Annotated in this window: 22 protein-coding genes; 7 read left to right on the top strand and 15 right to left on the bottom strand. The window is 35.9% G+C overall.

Annotated features, from left to right (window positions below; translation table 11 throughout):
• The first annotated feature begins 1 nt into the window (after window position 1).
• From CLV90_RS09120 to CLV90_RS09100, 5 genes are read left to right on the top strand one after another with little or no spacing between them, the layout of a single operon-like run.
• Window positions 2–844, top strand: coding sequence for a hypothetical protein (locus CLV90_RS09120; protein ID WP_133687195.1), 843 nt, complete (start codon window positions 2–4; stop codon window positions 842–844).
• Window positions 845–855: 11 nt separating this feature from the next.
• A complete protein-coding gene (locus CLV90_RS09115; RefSeq protein WP_133687194.1) occupies window positions 856–1,470 on the top strand; it encodes a conjugal transfer protein TraK in 615 nt (204 codons plus the stop codon).
• 40 nt (window positions 1,471–1,510) lie between these two features.
• Complete coding sequence (gene traM / locus CLV90_RS09110) at window positions 1,511–2,440, top strand: conjugative transposon protein TraM (protein ID WP_133687193.1); 930 nt, start codon at window positions 1,511–1,513, stop codon at window positions 2,438–2,440.
• Complete coding sequence (locus CLV90_RS09105; RefSeq protein ID WP_133687192.1) at window positions 2,437–3,270, top strand: DUF4138 domain-containing protein; 834 nt, start codon at window positions 2,437–2,439, stop codon at window positions 3,268–3,270. Before traM ends, CLV90_RS09105 begins: the two co-directional genes overlap by 4 nt.
• 7 nt (window positions 3,271–3,277) lie before the next feature.
• A complete protein-coding gene (locus CLV90_RS09100; protein WP_133687191.1) occupies window positions 3,278–3,640 on the top strand; it encodes a hypothetical protein in 363 nt (120 codons plus the stop codon).
• A 10-nt stretch (window positions 3,641–3,650) separates the two neighbouring features.
• Here the strand turns inward: CLV90_RS09100 and CLV90_RS09095 are convergent, their stop codons facing one another.
• The 5 genes from CLV90_RS09095 to CLV90_RS19220 form a co-directional block, all read right to left on the bottom strand.
• Entirely contained in the window at window positions 3,651–5,018 is a 1,368-nt protein-coding gene (locus tag CLV90_RS09095) for an RNA-binding domain-containing protein (protein ID WP_133687190.1), read from the bottom strand.
• Between the two features lie 148 nt (window positions 5,019–5,166).
• The gene (locus tag CLV90_RS19225; protein WP_166638559.1) at window positions 5,167–6,801 is read right to left on the bottom strand and encodes a nucleotidyltransferase domain-containing protein; all 1,635 of its coding nucleotides are present in this window, start codon (window positions 6,799–6,801) and stop codon (window positions 5,167–5,169) included.
• A complete protein-coding gene (locus CLV90_RS09085; RefSeq protein WP_133687189.1) occupies window positions 6,802–7,629 on the bottom strand; it encodes an SMODS-associated NUDIX domain-containing protein in 828 nt (275 codons plus the stop codon).
• Window positions 7,622–8,038, bottom strand: a complete 417-nt coding sequence (locus tag CLV90_RS09080) for a hypothetical protein (RefSeq protein WP_133687188.1) — start codon at window positions 8,036–8,038, stop codon at window positions 7,622–7,624. The genes CLV90_RS09085 and CLV90_RS09080 overlap by 8 nt, the downstream gene beginning before the upstream one ends.
• Window positions 8,039–8,042: 4 nt before the next feature.
• Window positions 8,043–8,216, bottom strand: coding sequence for a hypothetical protein (locus CLV90_RS19220; protein ID WP_164674257.1), 174 nt, complete (start codon window positions 8,214–8,216; stop codon window positions 8,043–8,045).
• Between the two features lie 95 nt (window positions 8,217–8,311).
• On the opposite strand from CLV90_RS19220, the gene CLV90_RS09075 reads away from it, so the two are divergent.
• Together CLV90_RS09075 and CLV90_RS09070 are read left to right on the top strand one after the other, a co-directional pair.
• On the top strand, window positions 8,312–8,992 hold the full coding sequence (locus tag CLV90_RS09075) for an RNA polymerase sigma factor (RefSeq protein WP_133687187.1): 681 nt from the start codon (window positions 8,312–8,314) through the stop codon (window positions 8,990–8,992).
• Complete coding sequence (locus CLV90_RS09070) at window positions 8,979–9,722, top strand: hypothetical protein (protein ID WP_116772147.1); 744 nt, start codon at window positions 8,979–8,981, stop codon at window positions 9,720–9,722. The genes CLV90_RS09075 and CLV90_RS09070 overlap by 14 nt, the downstream gene beginning before the upstream one ends.
• Here CLV90_RS09070 and CLV90_RS09065 read toward each other — a convergent pair.
• The 10 genes from CLV90_RS09065 to miaE form a co-directional block, all read right to left on the bottom strand.
• A complete protein-coding gene (locus tag CLV90_RS09065) occupies window positions 9,692–11,272 on the bottom strand; it encodes a type IV secretory system conjugative DNA transfer family protein (protein ID WP_116772146.1) in 1,581 nt (526 codons plus the stop codon). The genes CLV90_RS09070 and CLV90_RS09065 overlap by 31 nt on opposite strands.
• 3 nt (window positions 11,273–11,275) lie before the next feature.
• Window positions 11,276–12,307 carry a MobB family relaxase gene (gene mobB, locus CLV90_RS09060; RefSeq protein ID WP_133687186.1) on the bottom strand — a complete coding sequence of 344 codons (1,032 nt, stop codon included), beginning with the start codon at window positions 12,305–12,307 and terminating at the stop codon, window positions 11,276–11,278.
• A gap of 11 nt (window positions 12,308–12,318) precedes the next feature.
• Window positions 12,319–12,699 carry a BfmA/BtgA family mobilization protein gene (locus tag CLV90_RS09055; RefSeq protein WP_116772144.1) on the bottom strand — a complete coding sequence of 127 codons (381 nt, stop codon included), beginning with the start codon at window positions 12,697–12,699 and terminating at the stop codon, window positions 12,319–12,321.
• Between the two features lie 431 nt (window positions 12,700–13,130).
• The gene (locus CLV90_RS09050) at window positions 13,131–13,328 is read right to left on the bottom strand and encodes a hypothetical protein (protein ID WP_133687185.1); all 198 of its coding nucleotides are present in this window, start codon (window positions 13,326–13,328) and stop codon (window positions 13,131–13,133) included.
• A 12-nt stretch (window positions 13,329–13,340) separates the two neighbouring features.
• Window positions 13,341–13,721 (bottom strand): DUF6876 family protein, encoded by a 381-nt coding sequence (locus tag CLV90_RS09045; RefSeq protein WP_116772142.1) that lies wholly within the window; start codon window positions 13,719–13,721, stop codon window positions 13,341–13,343.
• A 78-nt stretch (window positions 13,722–13,799) separates the two neighbouring features.
• Window positions 13,800–14,144 (bottom strand): single-stranded DNA-binding protein, encoded by a 345-nt coding sequence (locus tag CLV90_RS09040; protein ID WP_116772141.1) that lies wholly within the window; start codon window positions 14,142–14,144, stop codon window positions 13,800–13,802.
• 714 nt (window positions 14,145–14,858) lie between these two features.
• A complete protein-coding gene (locus tag CLV90_RS09035) occupies window positions 14,859–16,598 on the bottom strand; it encodes a hypothetical protein (protein WP_133642548.1) in 1,740 nt (579 codons plus the stop codon).
• A gap of 102 nt (window positions 16,599–16,700) precedes the next feature.
• The gene (locus CLV90_RS09030; RefSeq protein ID WP_133687184.1) at window positions 16,701–18,488 is read right to left on the bottom strand and encodes a ParB/RepB/Spo0J family partition protein; all 1,788 of its coding nucleotides are present in this window, start codon (window positions 18,486–18,488) and stop codon (window positions 16,701–16,703) included.
• A 918-nt stretch (window positions 18,489–19,406) separates the two neighbouring features.
• Window positions 19,407–21,683 carry a thrombospondin type 3 repeat-containing protein gene (locus CLV90_RS09025; protein ID WP_133687183.1) on the bottom strand — a complete coding sequence of 759 codons (2,277 nt, stop codon included), beginning with the start codon at window positions 21,681–21,683 and terminating at the stop codon, window positions 19,407–19,409.
• 883 nt (window positions 21,684–22,566) lie between these two features.
• Window positions 22,567–23,148, bottom strand: coding sequence for a tRNA-(ms[2]io[6]A)-hydroxylase (gene miaE / locus CLV90_RS09020; RefSeq protein WP_133687182.1), 582 nt, complete (start codon window positions 23,146–23,148; stop codon window positions 22,567–22,569).
• Between the last annotated feature and the right edge of the window lie 78 nt (window positions 23,149–23,226).

Below are 23,226 nucleotides of genomic sequence, written 5' to 3'. Positions count from 1 at the left end.
AATGACTGCGACCATTCTCTTAGGAATTGGACTGGAATACATCGATACCGTCTTCCAGACCATACAGGCCAGCGACTTTTCGCAATACACGATTGCGGGAATGAAAACGCTCGCTGTCCTGTTCTTTCTGGTCAACATCCTCAAAAAATACAATGAAGGCATTGCAGATAAGGATGGCTACACTTGGGGATTGAGTCCAGGCGAACTCGCCAAGAATTTTGCCATTGTCATTTTGGTCATTTTCTCAACGAAAGTATTAGGCTTTTTCGATGGCATCTTAGTTGCCATTGAAGGACAATATCGAGGAACTGCACCAGCCTTATTGCCATTGCAAATGCAGGACATTCCCATTGAAGAGGACGTGAGTATCATCGAGGTTGCCCAAGCTGCTATGACGCTCTTGTATGAAGCCTTGGTCACACCGCTTTACGGATTCAAAATATTTGCATTTATCATTAGCCTGTTCCTCTGGATATTGGATTTGTTCATCTACCCCTTATTCTTGGCAGAACGCTTTTTTCTACTCGGAATAATGCAAACTTTTTTTCCCTTGGTCATTAGCCTTGCAGTCTTTGAAAAGTTCCGTTCGTTAGCTTATACATTCTTCAAGCTTTATGCTGCGGTCTATATGTTAGTACCTGCTTTCTTTTTAGTAAACGTCTTTGTGAATGCACTCTATACGGAAATCAACACCAATTTTTGGGTCAACTTGTTTGGAACCGACACAGGCCAGGGCTTTTTTGCGCCTGTGGTTCAATTAGGTTCAGTTGGATTTATTGTTTTCTTGAAATTCAAGTTGTATAAACGCGCCACATCTTTTACACTCAGACTATTTACCAACTAAATCCATTCAGAATGAAAACACCATATAAAAATATTTACAACGTTCTAAAGCTGAATCGATTTATCGTTTTGACAGTTGTTGTGTGTGCGTTGCTTTCCAGTACATTTTCGGTTTGGATGGTATTCAACACCAATCAAAAAGCACTCAATAGTGCCTTTGCCATTAACACAGATGGCAGTATCATTCCGCTGAAGCTCGTGACCCAAAAGGAAAATTTTCGGGTTGAAGCTTTAGCACATTTGGATCTGTTCCACAACTACTTCTATAACATCGATGCCAGCAATTACGAACGCAATTTGGAAAAGGCATTATGGTTAGGTAATAGTTCTGTGGATAATCTCTACCGCCAGAAAAAAGCCGATGGCGTGTATAACAGATTGCTTCAGTATTCCTTGGTTCAAAAAGTACTGAGTATCGATTCAAGAATATCTGAAAATAATGGCTCGTATAGCTTTACAACGACAACGCTTTTTGAAATCAATAGAGGTTCAATCATCGACACCTATGAATTGGTTTCCACCGGAAACCTGATTATGGTTGACCGAAACTTCCCAAACAATCCACACGGATTATTGATTACCAACTATTTCGAAAACACTCTAAAAAAACTAAACAATGTAAATTGAGCCGACCCGGCAGGTAATTGGCATTTAAAAAAACACGATTATGAAAGTAGAAAAAAACAAGATAGTATTTGCATCGGTATTAGCCGTGATTTTCATATTCCTGATATCCTATTCTATGATGGTAATGGGCGATGATGAAAGTGAAACCGAAAACCTTAAACAGACCTTAGTTCCTGATTTGGAAGAGGACCAAAAAGAGTACGATTCCAAACTGGATGCGATTAACGACTTGAAAAAAGTTCGGGAAAATAACGCACCAAGCATTTACGATGAAAAACTGATTGATTCCTTGGGATTTTACGACCCAGATCTTCCAGAACGCGAAAAAGAGCGTATCGTAGATAGCATCTATGAAGCGGGTAAGATTCAATATTCAGAAAAGCGATACCAAAATTTGGGACAGAGAAGAACTGTTCGCCAAGTGGCATCAACAATCGATTCTGCTGAAGTGAAGCGGGAACAAAAAATTGAAGCGAAAGAATTGGGCTTAGAACATCAATTGTTCTTTGCCGCTTCGCCCAAACCCAATGAAGTTTCAATCATCGGTAATACTGATGAAACTATTTACGTAGTGGTAGATGGCGACCAAGTTGTAAAAGCAAATACCAGATTGCGAATGCGTCTGACCAAAACTGCTACTATCAATGGTAAAGTAATGCCAAAAAATACGCCCGTTTTTGGGTTTATCAGTTTTCAGCCTAATCGGGCTTTAATTGAAATTGAAAACATAAAGCATCATCCCACTAAACTTAAAGCTTTTGATTTATCTGATGGAAGCGAAGGTATCTACGTACAGAACAATTTTCGGGCTGAAGCCACCACCGAAGTCTTGGACGATATTATTGGCGATATCAACATACCCACAGTACCGCAGGTGGGTGGTGTTACAAAGGTGTTTAGGCGTAGCAACCGAAATGTAAAAGTTACGGTATTGAACAATTACAGATTAATTCTAAAACCTAAATTATGAAGACATTTATTTTAATATTGACGGTGTTGATTTCCGCTTCCGCGAAAGCACAGCAGCAACCCATACCACTCGACACTATTTATGCAAACGACACCAAAAATGTTGCGCTATTCTTCCCAGAACCCATACGACAAGGCATAACCGGTTCAGATAACTTTGTTTTTACCTATAACCGTGAAAAGGAACAGTATTTTGGGCTTCTTCAAGCAACCCCTGGGAAGGAAAGTAATTTGCTGGTAGTCAACAGAAATGGTTCAATTTTTTCGTATATTGTAAGGTATAAAAAACAGCTTTCTAAGCTCAATTATTTCATTCCGCTATCCAATAGTATCGGTAATGAAAAGCCGATTGTAAAGGATTCGGTTCTTGTTGAATCTTCTGAAGAACTTGTAGATAACAGCACTTATTATTACCAGAAATTCTGCTCATATCTTCTCAATAGAAAACAGCGCATAGGGCGCATCAAGAAACGAAGCGAAGGTATTATCTTGACCGTAGAGAACATTGTTTTTGATAAGGATGAACTCTATTTCGTTATCGAGATTGAAAATAATTCTTCGTTGGATTACGATTTGAATTTCTTGAACCTGTCGATTGAAACTCGGCAAAAAGGGAAAAGAAAATCGTTGCAACGACTGTATCAAGAACCGATATATAAACATAATCTGCCGTCTAAGATTAAGGAAAATGAAATGGCTCGCTTTGTTTATGTGTTGCCCAAATTTTCATTATCCGATGACCGTAGGGCAATTTTGGAATTGAATGAAAAAGATGGCGAACGTAATATAGAACTGAAATTATCGCATAGATATATCAATAACCCAAATTAATACTATTATGAAAAGATTAGTCATTTACTCGCTCGTACTTTTGTTCCTTTCTTGTTCAGAAAGCACAACAAAATCCCCTTCTGAAACTGCCAAAGTTGTTGCGTCAAGCTTTTTTTCAAAAGATGAATCAGCCTTAAAAAAGCACACCACTTCTGAAGGCTATGCCGGTTTGATTACCGTACAGAATATGATGCCAGATTCTGATGAGGATATCGAAGTAGAAATTTTAGACGAAGCCGTTGATGGCGAAATTGCCTGGGTAAAATACAGTACCACCTACGATGGGAAAACAGGAATCTTTAAATTGGCTAAAGAAAATGGTCAATGGAAAGTGACCAGTAAAGGTGTAAGGGAAAAAGGGCCTTTTTAAAAGACTTTTTTTAATTCTTATCGAGATTGATTTCCCAATAACCTCTCGTACCACCTACACGCTCTATAAAACCAGCATTCTTTAAATTGTTTAGATGCTTTTGGATTGCAGATTCGTTGATGTGTAAAACCTCTGCAATTCCTGAACGGCTTATTCGGTTATCTGAAGCAATTAGTTTTAGAACTTCCTTTTGTCTATGCGTTAATTCTTTAATATCATCAATTTCAGCATCCTTTTGACCACCTATTTGACCACCTTTTAGACCACCCATTACACCACCTATTTGACCACCTTCTTCAACAGCAGTTTCTTTAGCGTTAAAAGTCATTCTAAGGAAGTTATCCGAAAAGCCAAAACTCTCTTTGCCATAGTGTTCCAAAATACGAGGGATGCCAGAACCCAATTGTTCCACGAGTTCCAAATCCTTAAAAATCCGCATCAGTTCTTTGTTACGTGGAACTGAAAAGCCCTCGAAAAATTCCTGTTTGCTCAATCCTTCCGGAAGACCGCCTGCCGATGTGATTTCAATTCTATCCGCAAAGATTTCAAACTTTGGGGTAATCTCATTGGTATAATCGTTATGCACAAAGGCATTGATAATGGCCTCTCGCAAAGCGATGGGATTCCAAAGATTGGCTTGCTGTCTTTCTTTGGCGGTTATTTTTGTGTTGGTTCTGTTTTCAACCGCAATTTTATCAATCACTTGCTTGGTGGCTTTGACCAGGCATTCGTGACCATATTCGTTGCTTTCTATCAAGTCCGTTCGGGTTTTGCCAGAATACTTGGCTACTTTAATTGAGGTATTATTCTTGTCTGCCAAAAGATAGCCAGCGTAATTGAATGCGCCATCTTCGGTTAATAGTTCCAAGTTCTTTGCAAAGGCTTTACCAAGGGTATGACCCGATTCCTCGTAGTAGATTTTCAACTGGCTAAAGCTTAAATCTTGACGACCCGCTTTAATTTTGCTGATGGAATTTCGGGTGCGCTTGGCAAAGAGCTCGTCAATCATTTTTTGTGGCATCGGTTCAGCTGCTGAACCTAAGCGGATAAAACAACCCTTTTCGCTCATCCCGTATTTTTTGAGATGATATGGTTTTTCTGGACCGCTCGCCACGATGATTTTAAGGATATTATTACCATCTCGTTCTTCACTCACAATATCAAATAATCCCAATGCCGAAGGACGGATATTGTTCTTCAATCTATCCTTAATTTTTAATTGGTCGCCATCCGCATCTGCCAGCCCGTAAGTGTTCCCTTCCTTATCAATACCAATATAAATAATGCCGCCTTCACGATAGTTTAAAAAAGCAATGACCTCTTTTTCAAGTCCATCGGACAGTTCTCGTTTGTATTCTATGCGGTTTGTTTCGGTCATTGTTTAAATAAAATCGGACAGTAAAGATAATGATATTAAATTGTGGGAATAGGTTTGTAAGCCTTCTATAAGTCTCCAAGAATCTTGAAACTGGAAAAAAGAACAGCAATAGAAGCTTAACGACAGGACACAATAACTAAGTGTTGCTTTAGTGCTTTATTTCATCTGCCATCCACACACCATATTTTTTCCATAGTTCATACATTACTAACCATTCCGATATCCAAGGAACCACATCTACGAAGTTCAAGTCTAAATTTCGTGGCATATCCTTTGGGTAGTACAAGCACAAACTGTTCCCTGGATATAAGTGTGGGGTTTTTCCAAATTGGATTTGGCTATCATTAAGAATGAAAACCCTTTCCTTTCTGTAAGTGTCATTGATATCATAACTAATTAAAATCTCATATTCTTTTTTGCATCCCTTTGGTTTTATCTTACCCTTACCCAATAGTTTACCATCTTTGACAACTGTTTGCAACCAAGGAAAATTTTTATCGACCAATTCTTTTTGGATATATGCAGCTATATAATTTTTTGAAGATAAATTGTTGTGGGTTTTTTTAATATCCAATTCAATACCACCATAGTTTCGATGTGGTTTGCTTTCATATCCATTGTTTTTCGAAATATTTCCCTTTGGGTCTACGTGATTTTTTCCAGACATAATTGTAAGACCAGCTTTTTCAAGTGTATCTACTTTACCCTTGGATAAATTTTCTAACTGGGCTTTTAAAATAGTTTTAGTTCTTGTACTACCAAAGAGTTCTTCAGCTACTCCAAAATCCCCTTTTTTAAGTCGCTCCCATTTTTCCTTATAACTTTTAGCAAAAGCAATAAATTGATTATAAAACTCCTTATCCTTATCCCACTTATCCGTAAAATCTTCCTCTGGATTCACAGGGTTTAATACTTTAATTCTCTTGTAAATTCCGCGATTTTCAAATAGTAGTTGATAGTCTGAGTAATTACTTATAATGCGATTCAGAACATTATCTATGGTTTCATATATTGATGGCTCTCCTTCATAAAATTGTCCAAAAATTGTAGTTAAAACAATACTTGAAGTTCTGTGTTTTGCACTATCATCAAAAAATATGTCGCGATAACGCTTAGTTAGCTGAACCGCTCTCTTCAAAGGTTCTTTTGAATAAAAATCTTCCTCTGGCAAATCTTCCTGTTCAGCTTTTGCTTCAGCTAAAGTGACAAAATTTTCGTATGCCTTTCTTAATAAAATGGGTTGGCGAACATCCTTAGCTATATCCAAAAACCAACCTATATAACCTTTTGGAAATGTAGATGTCCAAGATGCCAATTCACGATCTGGCACCATCAATTTATCCTCGTTCTCAATAACAATACATCCTGGAAGGATATCCAAATGAAAATCGCCAGAATAATTTATTCTTGCACATCTGTTTTTAGGAATTAACTTGGGACGATAAACATCATTGCCTCTAAAAACTCGAATTAAATGATTGTAAATTTCTGAGGAAGTATAGTTATAGTACAAATCTCTAATATGGACAACTATGTCCAAATCAAATTCATCTTTACCATAAGGCTTTGTAGTGGTACCTATTGCCTTTGAACCTTGCGGATATAACACAAAATCGACCTTTGAGAAAAATACTGGGTCTGCTTTTAAAACATCGTAAATGGCATTGTAGGCAGATTCCATTCTGTTGGATCGGGAATCGTCCAACTCAAGTGATTCTGCCATTCTTGCGAGTAGGTCTTCTCTTTGGAAGCCTTGATTGTATAAGTATTCTTGAAAGTTCATCTATATTGTAAATTTGGTGTGCTGTCCTATTTTTAATTTATGTACATTAAAGCATTCCTTTTCAATTTCGTCCTTTGTGACAAATGCATAGTGCTTAGTAAAAGTCTTTTTTGCCAGCAGTTTGTTCAACTCTTCAAATTGCTCAGGACTGAGTTCTATCTGAAATATGTCGTATATAAGAGTATGATATTGTTCGCTTTTGAACCTATTTTGCTTGCTAAGAATGTTCTCGTGCGAACACAAATACTCAGCTCGTATTGTTTGAAAATTTTCTTGACTTACAATTTTAGATTCCAACAGTTCTTCATAAAACTCTCGCCATACTCCAGTCTCTCTGTCTTTTCGAGACTTGAACCATCGGATTATTTCTGGAACGTATTTTGCCTTTACAAAAAAACGTAAATCATCAAGGTTTTTCTTGTCAGATTTCGGGTGTGCTTCCCACTCCTTATAAATATCTTTATTCCCAATAGTTTTATAAACTCCACCAACAGGCTGATACTGGTCGACTTTTGAACCTTTTACAAGAAAATATCTTTCAGAACCTGAAAGCTTAATTCTCATTAAATAGCTTAGGGATACATAAGTTTCCTTATTGGGAATAAATAATGAGCATCTCAATGAAATCCAAAAATATTTTCCTTGATATTTAATCGTTTCATAGATACCCATCACGCAGGTTGACAAAACTGCAAATGCAACAGCAACAAGAATTTCTTTATGAAAATCCGTTACAGGATTTAAATAAAAATACCTGTAAATTAGGTAGCCTACTGCGCAGAAAAAAACTATCACATACCCAAAAAATCGTCTCAATTCTTTACTCATCCTTTGAAACTAGTTTTAAGAAAATAGCGCTTGCCAAAATGACGAAACCAGTAGTTACTTGACTACTTTCAATTTTCCCAAACTGTACCCAATTCGCAAAATGCTCGCATATAAAATTTATAAGACTGTAACTTTCTCCCAATTTTGAGTAAGCTCTGTTAATTGCTTGATTGCGCTGAAAATATGAGCCACTAAATCTTCGTACTCCAGTAGGCTCGTAATCCTGCAATAGGTTTATTAATTCGTTATAATGTAATTCTTTAACGCCATCAGACAAGTTGCCCACAAAAGTGTTATTACCTACATAAACGATGTAGTGGTTTAAAATTCGTCCTAAACCCTTTCGCTTTTTTGCAAGAATTACATCTCCAGCAAAGAGAGTGGGTAGGTTGGGTATTGTATTCATCATATTTCTATTTTTCTTTTCTGACTCCTTTAAATTTTCCGCCGGTCGTTTTCACGTCCATAAACTGACCATTTTCAGCATTCCGCTTAACAAACAAGTTTGTCTTTGGATTAAGTACTTGTGACCTTTGTCTTATAGCTCCTTTTCGAGCGTTATCCCCTGTTGGTTTATTTGTTGCCATATTAGTATTTGTTAAAAATTTTGTTAGTTTTGCTTTTGCGTGTTACTACCACCCTCAGTACGCAAAACCATTCCCAACGCTTTTGCGTATAAGAAATGAAAGCATTGATGTCCAATTGGAATAAACTTAAAGATGAACCTACATTAAGGTTAATAGAAATGTTTCAGGACAATAAGATCACTGAATCTCAAAAGGAAAATGCTTTTCACGCAATTTGTTACAGATTTAAGGATGATGTTTTAAAAAGAAGTGAAATAGTTTGTAAAAGGTTTGGTCACGACATTACTGTTGCGGAACAGGTTACAACAGCAACATTTACATCATACGCAAAAAAAGGTGGCTTTCTTATTCAAAAAGCTAACCAACAGGATGTAGATGATGCTTTTAAAAGTTATTTGTTTAAAATAGCAAAGAATGAACTCACTAATTATTATCGAGAAGAGCAAAGAAAAAAGAATTACCCTTATGATGGAACTGAACGTATTATCACAGAACTCCCAGTTTTAGAAGGGATGAAGTTAAGTATTGAACAGTCAATTATTTTAAAGGCAATAGAATCTCTTACTCCTTCTCAACGAACAGTTTATCTAACTTATAGTCAATATGAGAAATTAGGGTTCAACCTTCCAAAAAAACTTTTACAGGAACTTCGCCAGCAACTTGGTGATATCTCGCAAACAACTATTCGCACTTATAAAAAAGAAGCTTTTGACAAGATTAAAAGCTTTACTGAAGTAATGAAGTTAACTGAAGAATTATCCGATGGAAAAATCTAAAATTGACGAAATATTGGTTTCTTTAGGCTTTGGTTTTCCCGAAAGTAAGAATGATAATATTGCATTTGAAGAAACTTTTGAAAAGTATCAATTTGAAGCTGATGCTAATAAAATAGACTCAGAAAAAATTTTAAAAAGCTTAAAACCTAAAAAAAAAGTAACTAATATAGACTATCATCGTAGAACTGTATTAGCTGCCGAAATTGTATACAAACTTCATAAGGAAAATACATTAGGGCATTTGAAACTTCAGAAATTGATATATCTCTGTCAACATTCCGCTCAGATGGATTTATATACTAACTTTCTAAAACAAGCTATGGGCCCCTATGATAACAGGCTTATGCGGTCACTCGACAAACAATTTAAAGTAAATCAATGGTTTCAATTTTCAGGTGGGGAATATTTAAAATATCAACCACTCTCAAAAATAGGTGGTCATAGAGAGTGGTATGAAAAATATTTTTCAAATCAGCTTTCTGAAATTGACTTCATTATAGAGAAATTTAGAATAACAAAAACCAAAAGGGTCGAATTAATTGCTACTGTATTTGCTTGTTGGAAAGAAATCATTGAAGAAAAGCAGCTTTTTAACAATGAAATTTTGATTAAAAAATTCTATAATTGGCATCCTGATAAATCGAAATTTTCTAAACAGGAAATAATCGACATAATTGAGTGGATGAAAAATGAAGGTTTCTATCCGAAAATCGACCTCGCCTCATCATAAATCCGCTCAAAATTAGACGCTAAATCAGCCTGAGAAAACTGTTTCGATTCCTTTGGTAACTCTCTTTGGATATTAGCCAATTTGAATTGAACCATTTTATCCTTACCATCAGCGTAGGTAATAAACTCGCCCTGCTTCAACCTGAAAAATACGTCTGCTCTAATCTTTGGAATTTCCTTTTCACCTGTTGTTATACGTGTATCAAAATCGAGATTATGGCCACGGCTTATGCTTTTAGTTGGGTCTTTAATGATTTCAAAAAAGCGCTCGTAATATTTGGCAGTATCCGGGTCGTTGACCTTGCCAAAAAACTGATAGGATAGATTGCTTAAAATAGCCTTACTTGCCTTATCGCCATACATCATATCATTCTGAATTTTATCCTGCATTACATAAATGGTGGCAATATCATAGCTTCTTAAAGTTGCCGGAATTCGGTGCATATTCAACAGGCGAATCGTTGGTGCTTCTTCCATTAACAAAAATGAGGGTTTGGAATTCCGTACACTCATTTGCTTAGTTATGGTGTGAATGATTGTGGCAATTACTGGCGAATAAGAGGTTTCATATTTTGGGTTGTTCACTACCGATATGATTGCGGGATTTTCCTCGCTATTGATGTTCAATGGCACTTCGTCTGCAGATAGTGCCATAAAAATGCGCTGTGTACTAATTCGTTTCAGCGCATTTGCCAAGGTACTTTTCACACCAGCTGTCTGCCTATCCGAATCCTTTCCACTAATAAAGGCATCTGCCATCGCTCTCGATGTGGTATTTGTTTCCAAAAACTGGATAAGGCTGTCGGTATCGAGCATTTGATAAATCGCTATCAAATGTGGAAGCGTACAGTAGTTGGGATAATCGGTTTTCAGTTTCCAAATCAATCCACCAATCAAACCTTCCGCGGCATCGTTAAAGAATTTAGTTGTTCCAGTTGTTCCACTTTCTCTTTGCTCTAAAAGGTTTTCAATTAAGACTCTTGACACCTCGTTTACGCTTTCTTCGTTCTCTAAATAGCGAGGTGCAATAGGATTTACCCTATGTATGATTTTGTCGAAGGAAATGACCTTAAAAGGAATATCGCTATCCTTAAAAAGCGGATACGCCATTTCGGTCAACTCAAAATCCTTGTAGTCGTGAATGATTCCACAGAATCCTTCTTTTTGGAAGTGTTTTAAAAAGCCATATACCACACTTTCGGTCTTTCCACTTCCAGCAGATCCGATGATGGATGCGCCCCTTTTGATGTTATCCAATTTAAAATTCCCTTTTGTCGTAGCAAAATTGACTTGATACTTTCTATTGCCATTTTGGACGGTTTCAGTTTTATGCAGAAAAACATACAATCCTATATTAATTAGCATTAGAGGGCATACCATATATAGCAATATCGATACTAATTCGTTCACTTCAGTTAAATAGAAAACCAAGCACGAAAGCATTATGAAATTCAAGAAAAGCGCATACTTGCTCACTCGAAACATCGCATAGAAAACCATACTGGCCACACCAATAATTGAAAGAATTGTTATGAGATTGTCTATTTCCATACCCTAAATTCCTATTGAACTTGATTTGATGGCCACTTCAGCACCACGTCTTAACCTTTTGAAAATCCGAAGTGCGATTTGTGTTTGACTAACTGGAATACTTGGCACTATCGGTAATCCTGATTTGGTAATCATTTTAAACGCTAATGCTTTTTCGTTCGCTGGTAATTTCATCAAGGCGGCGAAATACAGGTTGGGATTCTTCATAAAATCTTTTCGTGCCTTATAGGTCTCTGCAAAGTTGCGTTTGTAGCCAAAAGTCTTGTCAAACGTTTTTTCCGCTTTCTCGAAAAAGGCATCTCTATCAAAACCACGCCTTACTTTTTTGCCGTGCATTTCAACTTCGGATGCTTTATGCTTACTTCCTGGGGAAAGACTTACCGAATTTGAAGCATCCTTTCTGCTCACGATGATATGAATATGACTTTGGTTTCCATCTTTTTGCATTCCCTGGACAATCCGTTTGCCATTTTGCTGGTGTGGTGCTTGGCGTTCCAATTTGGCAATTTCCTTTTTCATTCTTTTAATATTCCCTTCAGCTCGTCCTTCTTGAATGTTTCTGATTTCGGTTTTCAGCTGAAGTATTTTTGTGGCAAAGGGTTGGTTTTCTTTAATCTGAAAATCTGTTCCTTTGAATGTTCTTTGGTGTTCAATTTTCGCATAGTATTTTATATCATCGATGGTTATAGGTCGCCCGTTTATTTCCCGATTGAAACTGGCAACATAATCTTTCATCAGCTCACGAGTATAGGTTTTTAAATCTTGACTATTGTTCTGAAGTTTTCGCAATTCATATTTTGAAGGACTAACCGTGATAGAATAAAACTTGGGTTCTTTCTTTTTTAATTTTGCGGTATTACCATCAATTTCTTTGACCACTTCTTCAGCGGAAATCTCATCGCCATATTGATTGAAAAAATGTTCTATATCCTGTTGTTCCAAACCTTGATTTTCCTTTTCCAAATAGCCTACAAAATCAGCCGAGCTTTGTGAATAATTGTTACCTAATTTTTGAGATGTGATTGTGATGTACATAGCTCGAAAGTTTAGAGTTGGTTGCTTTGATTTTTCTTTTCGCGAAAGCGGACTTCCTTCTTTTCTTCGGCATATTTCTTTTCTACAATAAGCGGTTTTTTGGTTGGCTCTTCGGTCTCAAAAAGGGACTGAATCATAGCCACCGTAGGTTTGGTTTGTGTCTTTTCCACATCTCGCATTATGGCAATAACCGCATTGATTCTTTTGAGTAATTTAGCCTCAATGGTACGTCCTGTTGGACCTAATTTTTCCTTTGGCGATATTTCGTTGTAGAAGAAAAAATCGAGCATCGTTGCCATTGCCTCGGTGTGCGATTTGAAGTATGTGCGTGAGAAAGTTTGGAAGCGTTTTGCAGTTTCCTTTTTAAATCTAATTCCAGTAAATGAGTCCATATTTCGCCGATTTGTCGCAAAATCATCCCTAAAAATGGGCGTTTACAGCCCGTTTGTCGCAAATCGTTGATTGTCTGGAAATTACAAATTATTCAAATCGCTGATAATCAGCGATTTGAAAACGAAAAGGAATCCGAAACATCGCGCAGCGTGTTACCCTCTTGCTATTCCTTTTCGTCACGCGCAAGCGTGACGAAAATCCATACAATCCAGCTAAAAAGCCGATTGCCATTTTCGGGGAAAATGATTTTCCGATATGTTATTTTCGATGTGCAAGGTTATCGGCGAAAGTCGAAAAGTGGATAACCCTACTTAAATTTGAATGCTGAATTTCAGCGAAATAAAGATACGTTTTTTTATTGACTTGGTATTAATTACATACAAAAACACCCCTAAACTTTTAGAGGTGTTCCACATATAATCTTAATGTGTCAGATATTGAAAACATAATCGTAGGTGTATAGATTTTTAATCATTTCTTCAACTATTAACTTTTCATAATCTGCACCAGTTTCGTCAACATATTTTTGAATAGATTCCCCAAAAATATGTGTAACGTGTTCTCTCGAAACCTGTAAGAGTTCCTCTTGTTTTTCCTCGCTCAAATCTTGAAATTTAATGTAAATCATAACTTCAAAATTTTAGTATTCGCTTGGTAACATCAGCGTGTCATTTACAAAAAATAACCGCAGTTCATCGAGTGGAAAATCGGTTGCTCTGTAACCGTGTTTTTCTAAAATATTATCGTTGCCATCGCTGTAAACTATCTCGGCTTCGTAACCTGTAAAATCCTGGTTTTTTTCGGATAATCTTTTGAAGTCTATGGTTACAAATTCGCATCGGTTCATCAAACTTTTTGCAATTACGGACGTGTCCGTAATGAGCCAAAAACATTCTGCAACAGTAGACAGGTATTTCAATCCGTCCGTAAATCTTGTTCGTATGAGCGGTAAAGAATAGAACATTTCCGTTCCCGTAAAATATTGCAATCGCTCTTTTATTTCGTTAACTTGTGCTTTCATTGTGCATATATTTAAATGTGTGAATAATGAAAAAGAGGGCGCAACTTTCGAGAGGAACGCCCTCTTTAATTTTGAAGTTTACTTGTCGCTTTTGCTTCCAAGTAATAGGATTTCATCGGCTACAACTTCGGTAACATAGCGTTGTTCGTTATCATCAGTTGTATAGCTTCGAGTTTTAAGTTTTCCCGATATTCCAACTTCTTTGCCTTTTTCGACAAATTTTTCAACGATTTCGGCAGTTTTACCCCAAGCCACTACGGTATGCCAATTAGTGTCCGTTTGCTTTTCGCCTTTACTGTCTTTGTAATACTCGTTTGTGGCTAATGAAAAACGAGCTACTTTCTTACCGCTTTCAAGTTTTGTAATGGTTGGCTCTTGTCCAACGTTTCCAATCAATTGTACGTGATTTCTAATAGTACTCATAATAAAATATTTAAGTGATTTATATTTCCCCTATTTGTTTTAAACTGAATTAAATTTTAAGGGGTGTTTGTTCTTTTCTTCTGTGCACAGCACAATGGATAGAGTGGGTTTTGTCAAGACTTTTAGGGTAAAATCAGGTGTGTTTGCGACGTAGTAAATCCGCCTTTTTCGGCGGATTTCAAGGAAGTAGAAACCTTATTTTTCACTAAAACTCGTACAGTCTTGACAAGTTCCATAAGGGCATTAGCAATTCTTTTAAACGCAGTTGCGTTTGAGCGTACCGACAGTTAAGCGAAATAAGTGGCTGTGTTTACATTAGAATTGGTTATGTCGTGCCTGTTTTTCGATGACCCGAAAAACAACAAAGGCTTTATCCATTATAAACCCCTTAAAATGTGTAAGACAGCGGTTTGGTTTTTAAGGATTTTCAAGTGAGGGCTCAAGAAGTCCTCGCCGAAAATCCTGTCAAGAAAATCAAGCCAATGGCTTTCCGATTAAAAAAGCGGACTTAATTCACGATTTTGGCTCTGGAATGTAGTGTTCCTTTCCAGCGTAGCGGGAAGGGTTAGCGGAATGGAAAGCTGAAATCGGGCATTGTGTCCAAGACTTGTGTAGTGAAGCTCTTTTCTCGAAGTGAAGTGGTTGCCTGCTTTTTCAGCAGGCAAGCGTGGAATGTAGGGGAATGTGCTGAGGGGTATTTTAGCTAAGATTTATTTATTCAGGGAATAGTGGTGCTGCTTTTTCTAATAATTCTTTTGGTGTTCTCGTGAGATTTAGCTTTTCAACTTTATTGTCCACAAAGAAGGAAAAAGGCTTATACGATGACTTTAACATTGCAATACCTTCCTCTTCAGAACGAGGTTGCGGTTTTGCCTTTGACAACTCAAATCTTAGGTAATCTTCCTGATACTCCAATAGGATATCCCATAAATTCATTTTTTTTGATTGAAGAGCTTCTTTATTGAACATTAGTGTATCAATATCTATGATAACCAAATCTTGGACTCTGGAAATATCTAAACCATTTTCTTCCAATTTGACAAGTTCATCCCGAAACCAACCGTTGAGAATGGCATTTGCTCCTGCTGTGTTAAACATTCGATAATGTACAACCAATATCGGCCTGATAATACCTTTTTTCGAAGGAAACTGTGAGTCATAATCTGCTTTACCTTTGAGTAAAATTTCAATATTTGTTGCCAATTGTCGAACTGCTTTAGGTTTTCCCTTCTCGTTCTCAAACAACTTTAGCCTGAGCTCGGCTTCAAGTACTGTATAATCAGGACTTGTTTTTGATTCTTTAGATATTAATATATCCTTAGACTCAAATAGCATTGCTCGTTTACCATTTCTGATATAATAGTCTGGCGCTCCATCCATCAATTCATCAAGTTCCTTTCCTGATTTTTGAAAATATCGTTTTCCGAATATTTCTCTTAATAATGTATCGAGTGCGTATTGCTCACTATATTCGTATGTTTTAAGGCCATATAAACCTTTAACTTTTTGGTCATTTGGCAACTCATCGTTGATTAGCTTCAACCTAAAATATAGTCCATTGTATATCATTTCTATTACAAATAATGGCGATATAATACGGTATTTTAATTCTTCAATCTTGTACAGAGGCCTACTTCTTAAAGTCACAAAATCCAGCTCTGCAGCTATATCATCTGGGGATAGAATATGCTTGTCTATAAAATCTTCGTGGACAGGGTCTTCGAGATGTATCTCTGTATGAGTTTCCTTATCCTTCATTAAAACTGAATAAGTGATACCTAAAAGGCGACGTAGGTATTCATTGTAATTCTCAACGCCATAATATTTGTAAAAGGCATTTAACAACGGCCCGCATTGCTCAATACCAGAAAGAAATTCAAAATACGACACCGCACGCAGAAACTGGCAGGTAAATACTTTATCGGTTCTAAAGTTTATTAATTCATAATTGTGAAATTGCAACATTAGGATTGCTTGAGCAGCAGTAAACTGTAAGCCTGATTCTTCATCGGCTTTTTTTTGTTCGATTCCCCTATCGGTAAATGAGACCTGATTAAGGTGCAGGTAAGCTCTAAATATGTCACGCTCCATTTCCTCGTTGGTCTTTTCTGTTTCAACATCCTCGGAAATATTGTCAAAGATATATTCAAAGAACAGAAGGCTACTACCTACATACGGAATTTCGTAATCAGATATATCATAGTCTGCTTCTGCTACGTAGCTCAAGAGATTCTGGTATGCTTCATTGGCAAAATTCTGATTACCTTGCGAGAAGAACATATTCATAAAGGCGATTACATCACTATATTTTGATTTTTCTGTATCAAATCCAAGAAAGTGAGAACCTGTTTTCAATAAGGTATCACGACTTATTCCACTCAAATATTCATCAATAGATTTTCGATTCTCTTTTGGAAAGCAAGCTTCAAATGTAACACCAAGTTTAATTTTCATATTTCGTATTTAATCAAACAGTCAATATACTATTTATTTACAGAATCAGATATTGAGAAAAAGAGCCAGCACGAATGCCGACCCTTCTTCAAACAACAAAAGCTAATCGTTGAGTTCCTCAATTTGCTTTTCAAGAACAGTAAGGCGCTCTTTCAAACGTGCTTCAAGCTTGTTCCTTTTGTCGGCATATTCCTTTTCTATGCTAACAATCTTGGATTTGTAATATCCCTGCATTGCGTTGTAAAATGAAATGTTCGTCAGATTATTGACGTGATTGCTTTCGCCAAAATGCACTTGCTTTGTGAGCATATACCGTATCAACTTATGGAAGATTTCCTTTTTGAACTTCTTCTTGAAATTCTCTACCATTTCAACTTTGGTCATCTTTGAAGTTTCCCCTAAGAATTTTGAGAAATACTTTTGTTGACTCATATAGTCCACATTGTTCTCAAATAGCGATATTGAGAATGCGACCATTTCATCTTTTGAAAGTGTCTTCTTCGTATCAATGTATTTGGTCTCACGAATCATTTGCACAACTTCTTCAAACTGCTTGTTGTTCTCTATTTGCTTCTTACGGATTTCCCTTTCGTTGATTTTTATGATTTGTTCTTCAGGCGTACAATCTGCCATTTTTCTGTTGGCCAATGGTGCCGAATAATCCGTAGAATCGTTCTTTGACTTTTCAACAATCTTTACAAAGACCTCTTTATTCCTGTAAGTTTCAGGATGGAATAAAATGCCATTTACGAATCCGTTTTCTTTCGCTGAATTGTATTCTTCCAATGCTTCTTTATAATTCTGCATTGCTTCATCCAATTCTGCCATTAATTCATCTTCAGAATAATCGTAATGTTGATATTCTTTCTGAATAGCTTCAATTGTTGGCTCAATCGGATTCTCTATAATTTCAACATCGTCCAGTAGATAGACTTTCAACCCTTGCTTTTCCAATTGTGATATAATGAGCTGATTGTTCTCGTCATCTGCCCAATACTGTCGTATTTCAGGGATTAAAAGGATATTCTCTTTCTTGGACTTTTCAATCAGATTTAAGAACGATTTACTTTTCTTCGTTTCAAAACAGGCTGCTTTTGTACAGACCATCTTTCCTTCGCCGAATAGATTACCTTGATTAGCTGTATTGAAAGGACACTCTATACAAGACCCAGCTTTCGGCACCAATTTTTTATCGGTAACATCGAACGATGCTTTTTCCAAATCATAGGTCTGGTCTTTAATCATCCTGTTTATCTGATGCGCATTAAAATCCTCGCCCATCGTTTCCAGCAACATCTGTTGCTCTTCTGGTTCAAATAGCGCTACACCAACACCCAATGATATGGTCATTTCTCCATTTCGTATAAATTGCTTGAAACCGTCAATCAATCCAGCCAGTTTAAGTCGCTGTCTGATGAAGTTATCCGTTCTACCCAATCGCTTTGCAATTTCGGTAGGTGCATATCTCTCACTTAGGTAAGCAATCGCCTCAGCTTCTTCGGTAGGCTCGACATCCTGTCTTTGCAGATTTTCGATGATTTGAACTTCCAGAACATCATTATTCTCATAAGTTCTCACGATACAGGGTACAGTCTTCTTTCCTGCCAATTTACTTGCACGATACCGTCGTTCGCCCATCACGATGACGTAGTGGCCATTTAGTTGTCTAACCGTAATTGGTTGTAACACACCGTGCTTTTCGATACTCTCAGAAAGCTGCTTTAACGCATCCTCGTTAAAGGTCTTTCTCGGCTGTTCAAGGTCAGGCTTGATTTTGCCCAATGGTAAGTTCTGAATTTGAAGTACGGATGTTTTTTTTCCGTTTACTTCTTTCTTGGCAGCAGATTTCGCTCTAATGCGCTTCTTTGTGGTACTCGCTTTTGTTGTCATAATACTCAAATTTTTGATTAAACAATATTTGAGCAGAAACCAAACGGAAGATAAAATCTTGGCTCAAGAGGAAACGGAATAAATGGGTAAGGGAAGAAGCGTTGGCTTTATGCCGTAGTCTTTTGATGGAAGTATTTTACGAGTTTAAATTGCGGGTATATTGTATGATATTAAACTACCTTTACTAAAATTTACAACCCATCATTAATTCTGGTTATAATTGCGTTAATTTTTATCAACAACCTTTTTTTTGTACCTCATTTACACCTCAGTTCCTTGAAAATACTGTGAATAAAGGATAGTTAGATATTGTATCGGGAAATAGCTATCATAAAGAAAACAATCAAAAAATAATACGAACACGAGATTAGTTCATAATACACTAGTATTAATTCCTATTTCAAATTGTTATACTTTTATTGATTGTATGTATGAAAGCTAAACAAAGACATTTTGTGCAACTAGTTTATCGTCGCTACTTCGATTTAATTATCTACATCAATAATTTTTTAAATAATTAAAAAATACCTACCGAACTTCTAAACCTTAATTAAAATAAATAGAAGAAATTGAAAAGTTGACGATAATATAATTTAACCCGTTTAACTTAAAAAATACTCAATTTGTTCAATTGATTGTGTGGTTATTTTAAGATTTAGATTTTTTTTAATCACAAAAATATGAGTAGTTTACTTAATAAAAAAAAATGAATTATCCTATGTAAAAAAAATATTGACGTAAGACTGGAGATAGCAACTTTAAATATTAGCTTTAGTAATTGAACGCCTTAATAAGCATATTATTTTATCATTTGCGTGATATGCTCACTCCCCATTTAATAAGATAAAAACCAAGTACCTATATTATCAAGATTCAAATTGCAATAAAGAAACTATATCCTAGTGGTTTTGGGCGCACCTAATCATTACAATCAGTCACTATATTAAAAGTCCGTCCAGAATTAACACTAATTTGTAGAATACTTTCAACATAAATAGGATTATCTACCTCTAAACATACACTATGCGAACTAGTAACTCCCCAATCAGACATTATAATAGATTCCAGTTTATCATTAGATCCATTCCTTAAATTTATTTGTTCCGGAAGTCGAAGGTAATCATCAATTTGAAGATTGCGTAAATTTATATTATTTGACAAATCTAAACTGTAGGTATTATAATCAGATAATCTACCGATAATTAAATTTTCTAAAGATTTCGCATGCGATAAAACCAAATTTAAATTGTCAACTGGAGCCCAAAACATCTTAAGAGTCTTCAAATTTTGATTATTAATCAAATCTAAATTTTTGACATTCGTCAGACAAGTGCCATCATCACCCCTAAAGATTAATTCTTCCAATAATGTATTATGACTTAGGTCGACACCATCAAAAAATGAACAATCCAAAATAGTTAACTTTCTCAAGTTGATGTTATTAGTCAAATCTAAATTTTGAGAATTTAATTCGTCCATTCCAGAAAAAACTAATTCTTGAAGTGAAGTAAAATCTTGTAATCCGGTGAAGTCAGTAATAAGCCTTCTTGAGACTCCGTAAACAGACCAAGCATTTAATGACAGTGTAGTTATCTCGGCTAAAATGGCAGTAGAAACATAATCATCCATAAAATCGTCATACCCAGAATCAATTAAATACTGTTCAAAAGCATCATCAGGGACATAAGTTAAAGATTGTTCTTGAGCGATAGTTGTAGTTTGTTCTTCGGAGAAGCCAGTATTACCATATTCATCTTCTACATAAATTTGCCAGTAATATGTTGTTCCCGAATTCAGCGGGAAAGGATTATTCCCACCAATGGTTTGAGCATGTGAATCAAAGAAGTTGTTTTCAATTGCTGTTGAAGCAACGTAAACCCCTGATGAAGTCCCGAATTGGATGTAGCCCTTGCTAATTTCATTAAGATTCCAGTTCACATTAAATGATGTCGACGTAATTCCCGATATAGTAATATTGATAACTTCAGGGGCTGAATTATCGACTTGACTATTTGAACATCCATTTGCATCTACGGTCTCACCATTAGGCGTATCAATACATTGGTCTGCATCATCAAAAACTCCATCTCCATCCGAATCTTTTTGACTGTCTGAACAACCTTCAGAATCTACAATTTCACCATCAGGTGTATTTGGGCACGTGTCCAAATCATCTGCCAATCCATCATTATCTGTATCCGTCTGTGTATTAGAACATCCTAGAGGGTCAACGGTTTCACCATTAGGCGTGTTATCACATTGATCTAAATCGTCCGTTATACCATCACCGTCAGTATCTTTTTGACTGTATGAACAACCTTGAGAATCTACAGCTTCACCATTAAGTGTATTTGGACATTGGTCAAAGTCATCAGATACAGTATCACCGTCCGTATCGACCTGTGTTTCCGAACATCCACGAGAGTCAACGGTTTCACCATTAGGCGTGTTATCACATTGATCTAAATCATCCGTTATACCGTCACCGTCTGTATCTTTTTGACTGTCCGAACAACCTTCAGAATCTACAGTTTCACCTTTAGGTGTATTTGGGCATTGGTCAAAGTCATCAGTAACAGTATCACCGTCTGTATCGACCTGTGTCTCCGAACATCCACGAGAGTCAACGGTTTCACCATCAGGTGTATTTTGACATTGATCCAAATCATCCGTTATACCGTCATCGTCAGTATCTTTTTGACTGTCTGAACAACCTTTAGAATCTATAGTTTCACCATAAGGTGTATTTAGGCACGTATCCAAATCATCTGTTACTCCATCACCATCTGTATCTTTTTGACTATTTGAACAACCTTTCGCATCAACAGTTTCTCCTTTTGGAGTATCCGAACACTCGTCTAAATCATCAGAAATCCCATCACCATCCATGTCCAATTTTTCAAAAATTGCTGTAAGTTGCTTATCAGAATCCATCCTTAAATTAATAACGTTTGTGGAATCTAATGATGCACCAGCCCAAGTTTTAAAAAAATATCCCTCAGTTGCAGTTGCAGTAATTTTTACTTCAGTGTCCGAGATGAAATTTCCTTCAATTGGAGTTACCTCCCCACCTTCTTCAGGTTGAACAGAAGTGACAAGATCATAACTTATAACTTCATCTTTGGTGGAACAAGAATATGCTACAAAAAATAACAAGAAAACTATAAATATTGTTCGAAGAGTAATTTTATTCATAGAGAATAATCTTTAAAAAATTAATTGATGGTAATATTTTAATTACAATATGATATTAAATTAATGAACTTGAATACAAAGGTTTAATTTGTCGATAAAACCTTTAATTATTCGACGTAATTGAACTTTTAGAAATATCATTTGTAAATAGATTTATAAAGGTTTAGTAATTTGAATTAGACTATAAATTTTGGAATTATAATTTAATCCTCAAAGATTGGATTTATTTAAAGTTTTCTTTTACGGGAAACCATAATTTTCTCAAATAATGTTAAAAAGGACAAATCTTCAACCCCTAAAAAGGAATTGTTTTCGGAACGGTAAAAAGGTTAAACCTAACGTAATTGACTTCTAAAAAAGGATTTTAAACATTATAGGTATAATAAGATGTGAATTACCTCTAAAGGAAATAGGAATAAACTAAAACTAGCCTTTATCAATCGATGATTTCTTTGTGGAGTTTTAACTTAACACTATTTATGTCAATTTATATTATAGGTATCCACCTTATTGGTAATCTATGTTTTGGATTGAGACTGCCTATTATTAAATCACAAATAAAATTTAAGTGTTATGCCCTTTGTGGTGATGAAGCTTTAAATAGATACAATCATATCCCTAATAATTTTTGATATGCTCCTTAGGTTTTTCTATTAAATAGAGTCCCTAACAAAAAATATCTCGAACATTTCTAAAAGTTGAAATCTTTAAAAATTTTTATTTATAATATTCTCAAAAAAATCATCACATAATTTAAATATTATTATTATTACTATCGATGCTTTTATACCTGAATTGTACCTTATTTGTACCCTACAATTTTAATAAGCTGACAATCAGCAGTAGTTATGTTTTGTATCGGAAAATAAACAAAACATCAATATCAACCATGAATAGTCTCATCCTTCCCATAATTTTGAATCACTTTCGCTTCGAATTCAACTAGTTCTTTCCAACGTTTATCTACATCAACATCTTGACCGTATTTACGAGCAAACCCAATGAAAGTCGTGTAATGACCCGCTTCGCTTATCATTAAATCTCGATAAAACTTAGATAATTCTGGATCCTGAATTTCTTCTGAAAGTAATTTAAAGCGTTCACAGCTTCTTGCTTCTATCATGGCAGAAAATAATAGTCGATCTACCATAGACTGTAATCTACTACCACCTTTATTCATGAATTTGCAAAGCTCATTTACATAGCTATCCTTACGTTCTCGACCTAATGTATAACCTCGTTCTTTTATAATATCATGAACCATTTGAAAATGCACCAATTCTTCCTGCGCTAACAAAAGTAAATCAGTCACTAAATCTGGGTATTCAGAATTTAGCGTAATAATGGTAATTGCATTCGTAGCCGCCTTTTGTTCGCACCATGCATGATCGGTTAAAATCTCTTCTATATTCTTCTCCACAATATTGACCCAACGTGGGTCAGTAGCTAATTTTAGATGCAGCATGATATTCGTTTTTTGTAAAAGTAGGTGTCAATACCGAAATACAACCAACAAAGCCTCATATAATTTTTAAATATGAGG

The sequence above is a fragment of the Maribacter spongiicola genome (assembly GCF_004364165.1).
In the GTDB taxonomy this organism is placed as follows: domain Bacteria; phylum Bacteroidota; class Bacteroidia; order Flavobacteriales; family Flavobacteriaceae; genus Maribacter; species Maribacter spongiicola.
This window is presented reverse-complemented; position numbering and strand designations above follow the sequence as displayed.

What these genes read in the sequence shown, in the direction of transcription:
- CLV90_RS09120 (WP_133687195.1), top strand. Translation starts at nt 2, where the DNA reads ATGACTGCGACCATTCTCTTAGGAATTGGACTGGAATACATCGATACC.
- CLV90_RS09115 (WP_133687194.1), top strand. Translation starts at nt 856, where the DNA reads ATGAAAACACCATATAAAAATATTTACAACGTTCTAAAGCTGAATCGA.
- traM (WP_133687193.1), top strand. Translation starts at nt 1,511, where the DNA reads ATGAAAGTAGAAAAAAACAAGATAGTATTTGCATCGGTATTAGCCGTG.
- CLV90_RS09105 (WP_133687192.1), top strand. Translation starts at nt 2,437, where the DNA reads ATGAAGACATTTATTTTAATATTGACGGTGTTGATTTCCGCTTCCGCG.
- CLV90_RS09100 (WP_133687191.1), top strand. Translation starts at nt 3,278, where the DNA reads ATGAAAAGATTAGTCATTTACTCGCTCGTACTTTTGTTCCTTTCTTGT.
- CLV90_RS09095 (WP_133687190.1), bottom strand. Translation starts at nt 5,018, where the DNA reads ATGACCGAAACAAACCGCATAGAATACAAACGAGAACTGTCCGATGGA.
- CLV90_RS19225 (WP_166638559.1), bottom strand. Translation starts at nt 6,801, where the DNA reads ATGAACTTTCAAGAATACTTATACAATCAAGGCTTCCAAAGAGAAGAC.
- CLV90_RS09085 (WP_133687189.1), bottom strand. Translation starts at nt 7,629, where the DNA reads ATGAGTAAAGAATTGAGACGATTTTTTGGGTATGTGATAGTTTTTTTC.
- CLV90_RS09080 (WP_133687188.1), bottom strand. Translation starts at nt 8,038, where the DNA reads ATGATGAATACAATACCCAACCTACCCACTCTCTTTGCTGGAGATGTA.
- CLV90_RS19220 (WP_164674257.1), bottom strand. Translation starts at nt 8,216, where the DNA reads ATGGCAACAAATAAACCAACAGGGGATAACGCTCGAAAAGGAGCTATA.
- CLV90_RS09075 (WP_133687187.1), top strand. Translation starts at nt 8,312, where the DNA reads ATGAAAGCATTGATGTCCAATTGGAATAAACTTAAAGATGAACCTACA.
- CLV90_RS09070 (WP_116772147.1), top strand. Translation starts at nt 8,979, where the DNA reads ATGGAAAAATCTAAAATTGACGAAATATTGGTTTCTTTAGGCTTTGGT.
- CLV90_RS09065 (WP_116772146.1), bottom strand. Translation starts at nt 11,272, where the DNA reads ATGGAAATAGACAATCTCATAACAATTCTTTCAATTATTGGTGTGGCC.
- mobB (WP_133687186.1), bottom strand. Translation starts at nt 12,307, where the DNA reads ATGTACATCACAATCACATCTCAAAAATTAGGTAACAATTATTCACAA.
- CLV90_RS09055 (WP_116772144.1), bottom strand. Translation starts at nt 12,699, where the DNA reads ATGGACTCATTTACTGGAATTAGATTTAAAAAGGAAACTGCAAAACGC.
- CLV90_RS09050 (WP_133687185.1), bottom strand. Translation starts at nt 13,328, where the DNA reads ATGATTTACATTAAATTTCAAGATTTGAGCGAGGAAAAACAAGAGGAA.
- CLV90_RS09045 (WP_116772142.1), bottom strand. Translation starts at nt 13,721, where the DNA reads ATGAAAGCACAAGTTAACGAAATAAAAGAGCGATTGCAATATTTTACG.
- CLV90_RS09040 (WP_116772141.1), bottom strand. Translation starts at nt 14,144, where the DNA reads ATGAGTACTATTAGAAATCACGTACAATTGATTGGAAACGTTGGACAA.
- CLV90_RS09035 (WP_133642548.1), bottom strand. Translation starts at nt 16,598, where the DNA reads ATGAAAATTAAACTTGGTGTTACATTTGAAGCTTGCTTTCCAAAAGAG.
- CLV90_RS09030 (WP_133687184.1), bottom strand. Translation starts at nt 18,488, where the DNA reads ATGACAACAAAAGCGAGTACCACAAAGAAGCGCATTAGAGCGAAATCT.
- CLV90_RS09025 (WP_133687183.1), bottom strand. Translation starts at nt 21,683, where the DNA reads ATGAATAAAATTACTCTTCGAACAATATTTATAGTTTTCTTGTTATTT.
- miaE (WP_133687182.1), bottom strand. Translation starts at nt 23,148, where the DNA reads ATGCTGCATCTAAAATTAGCTACTGACCCACGTTGGGTCAATATTGTG.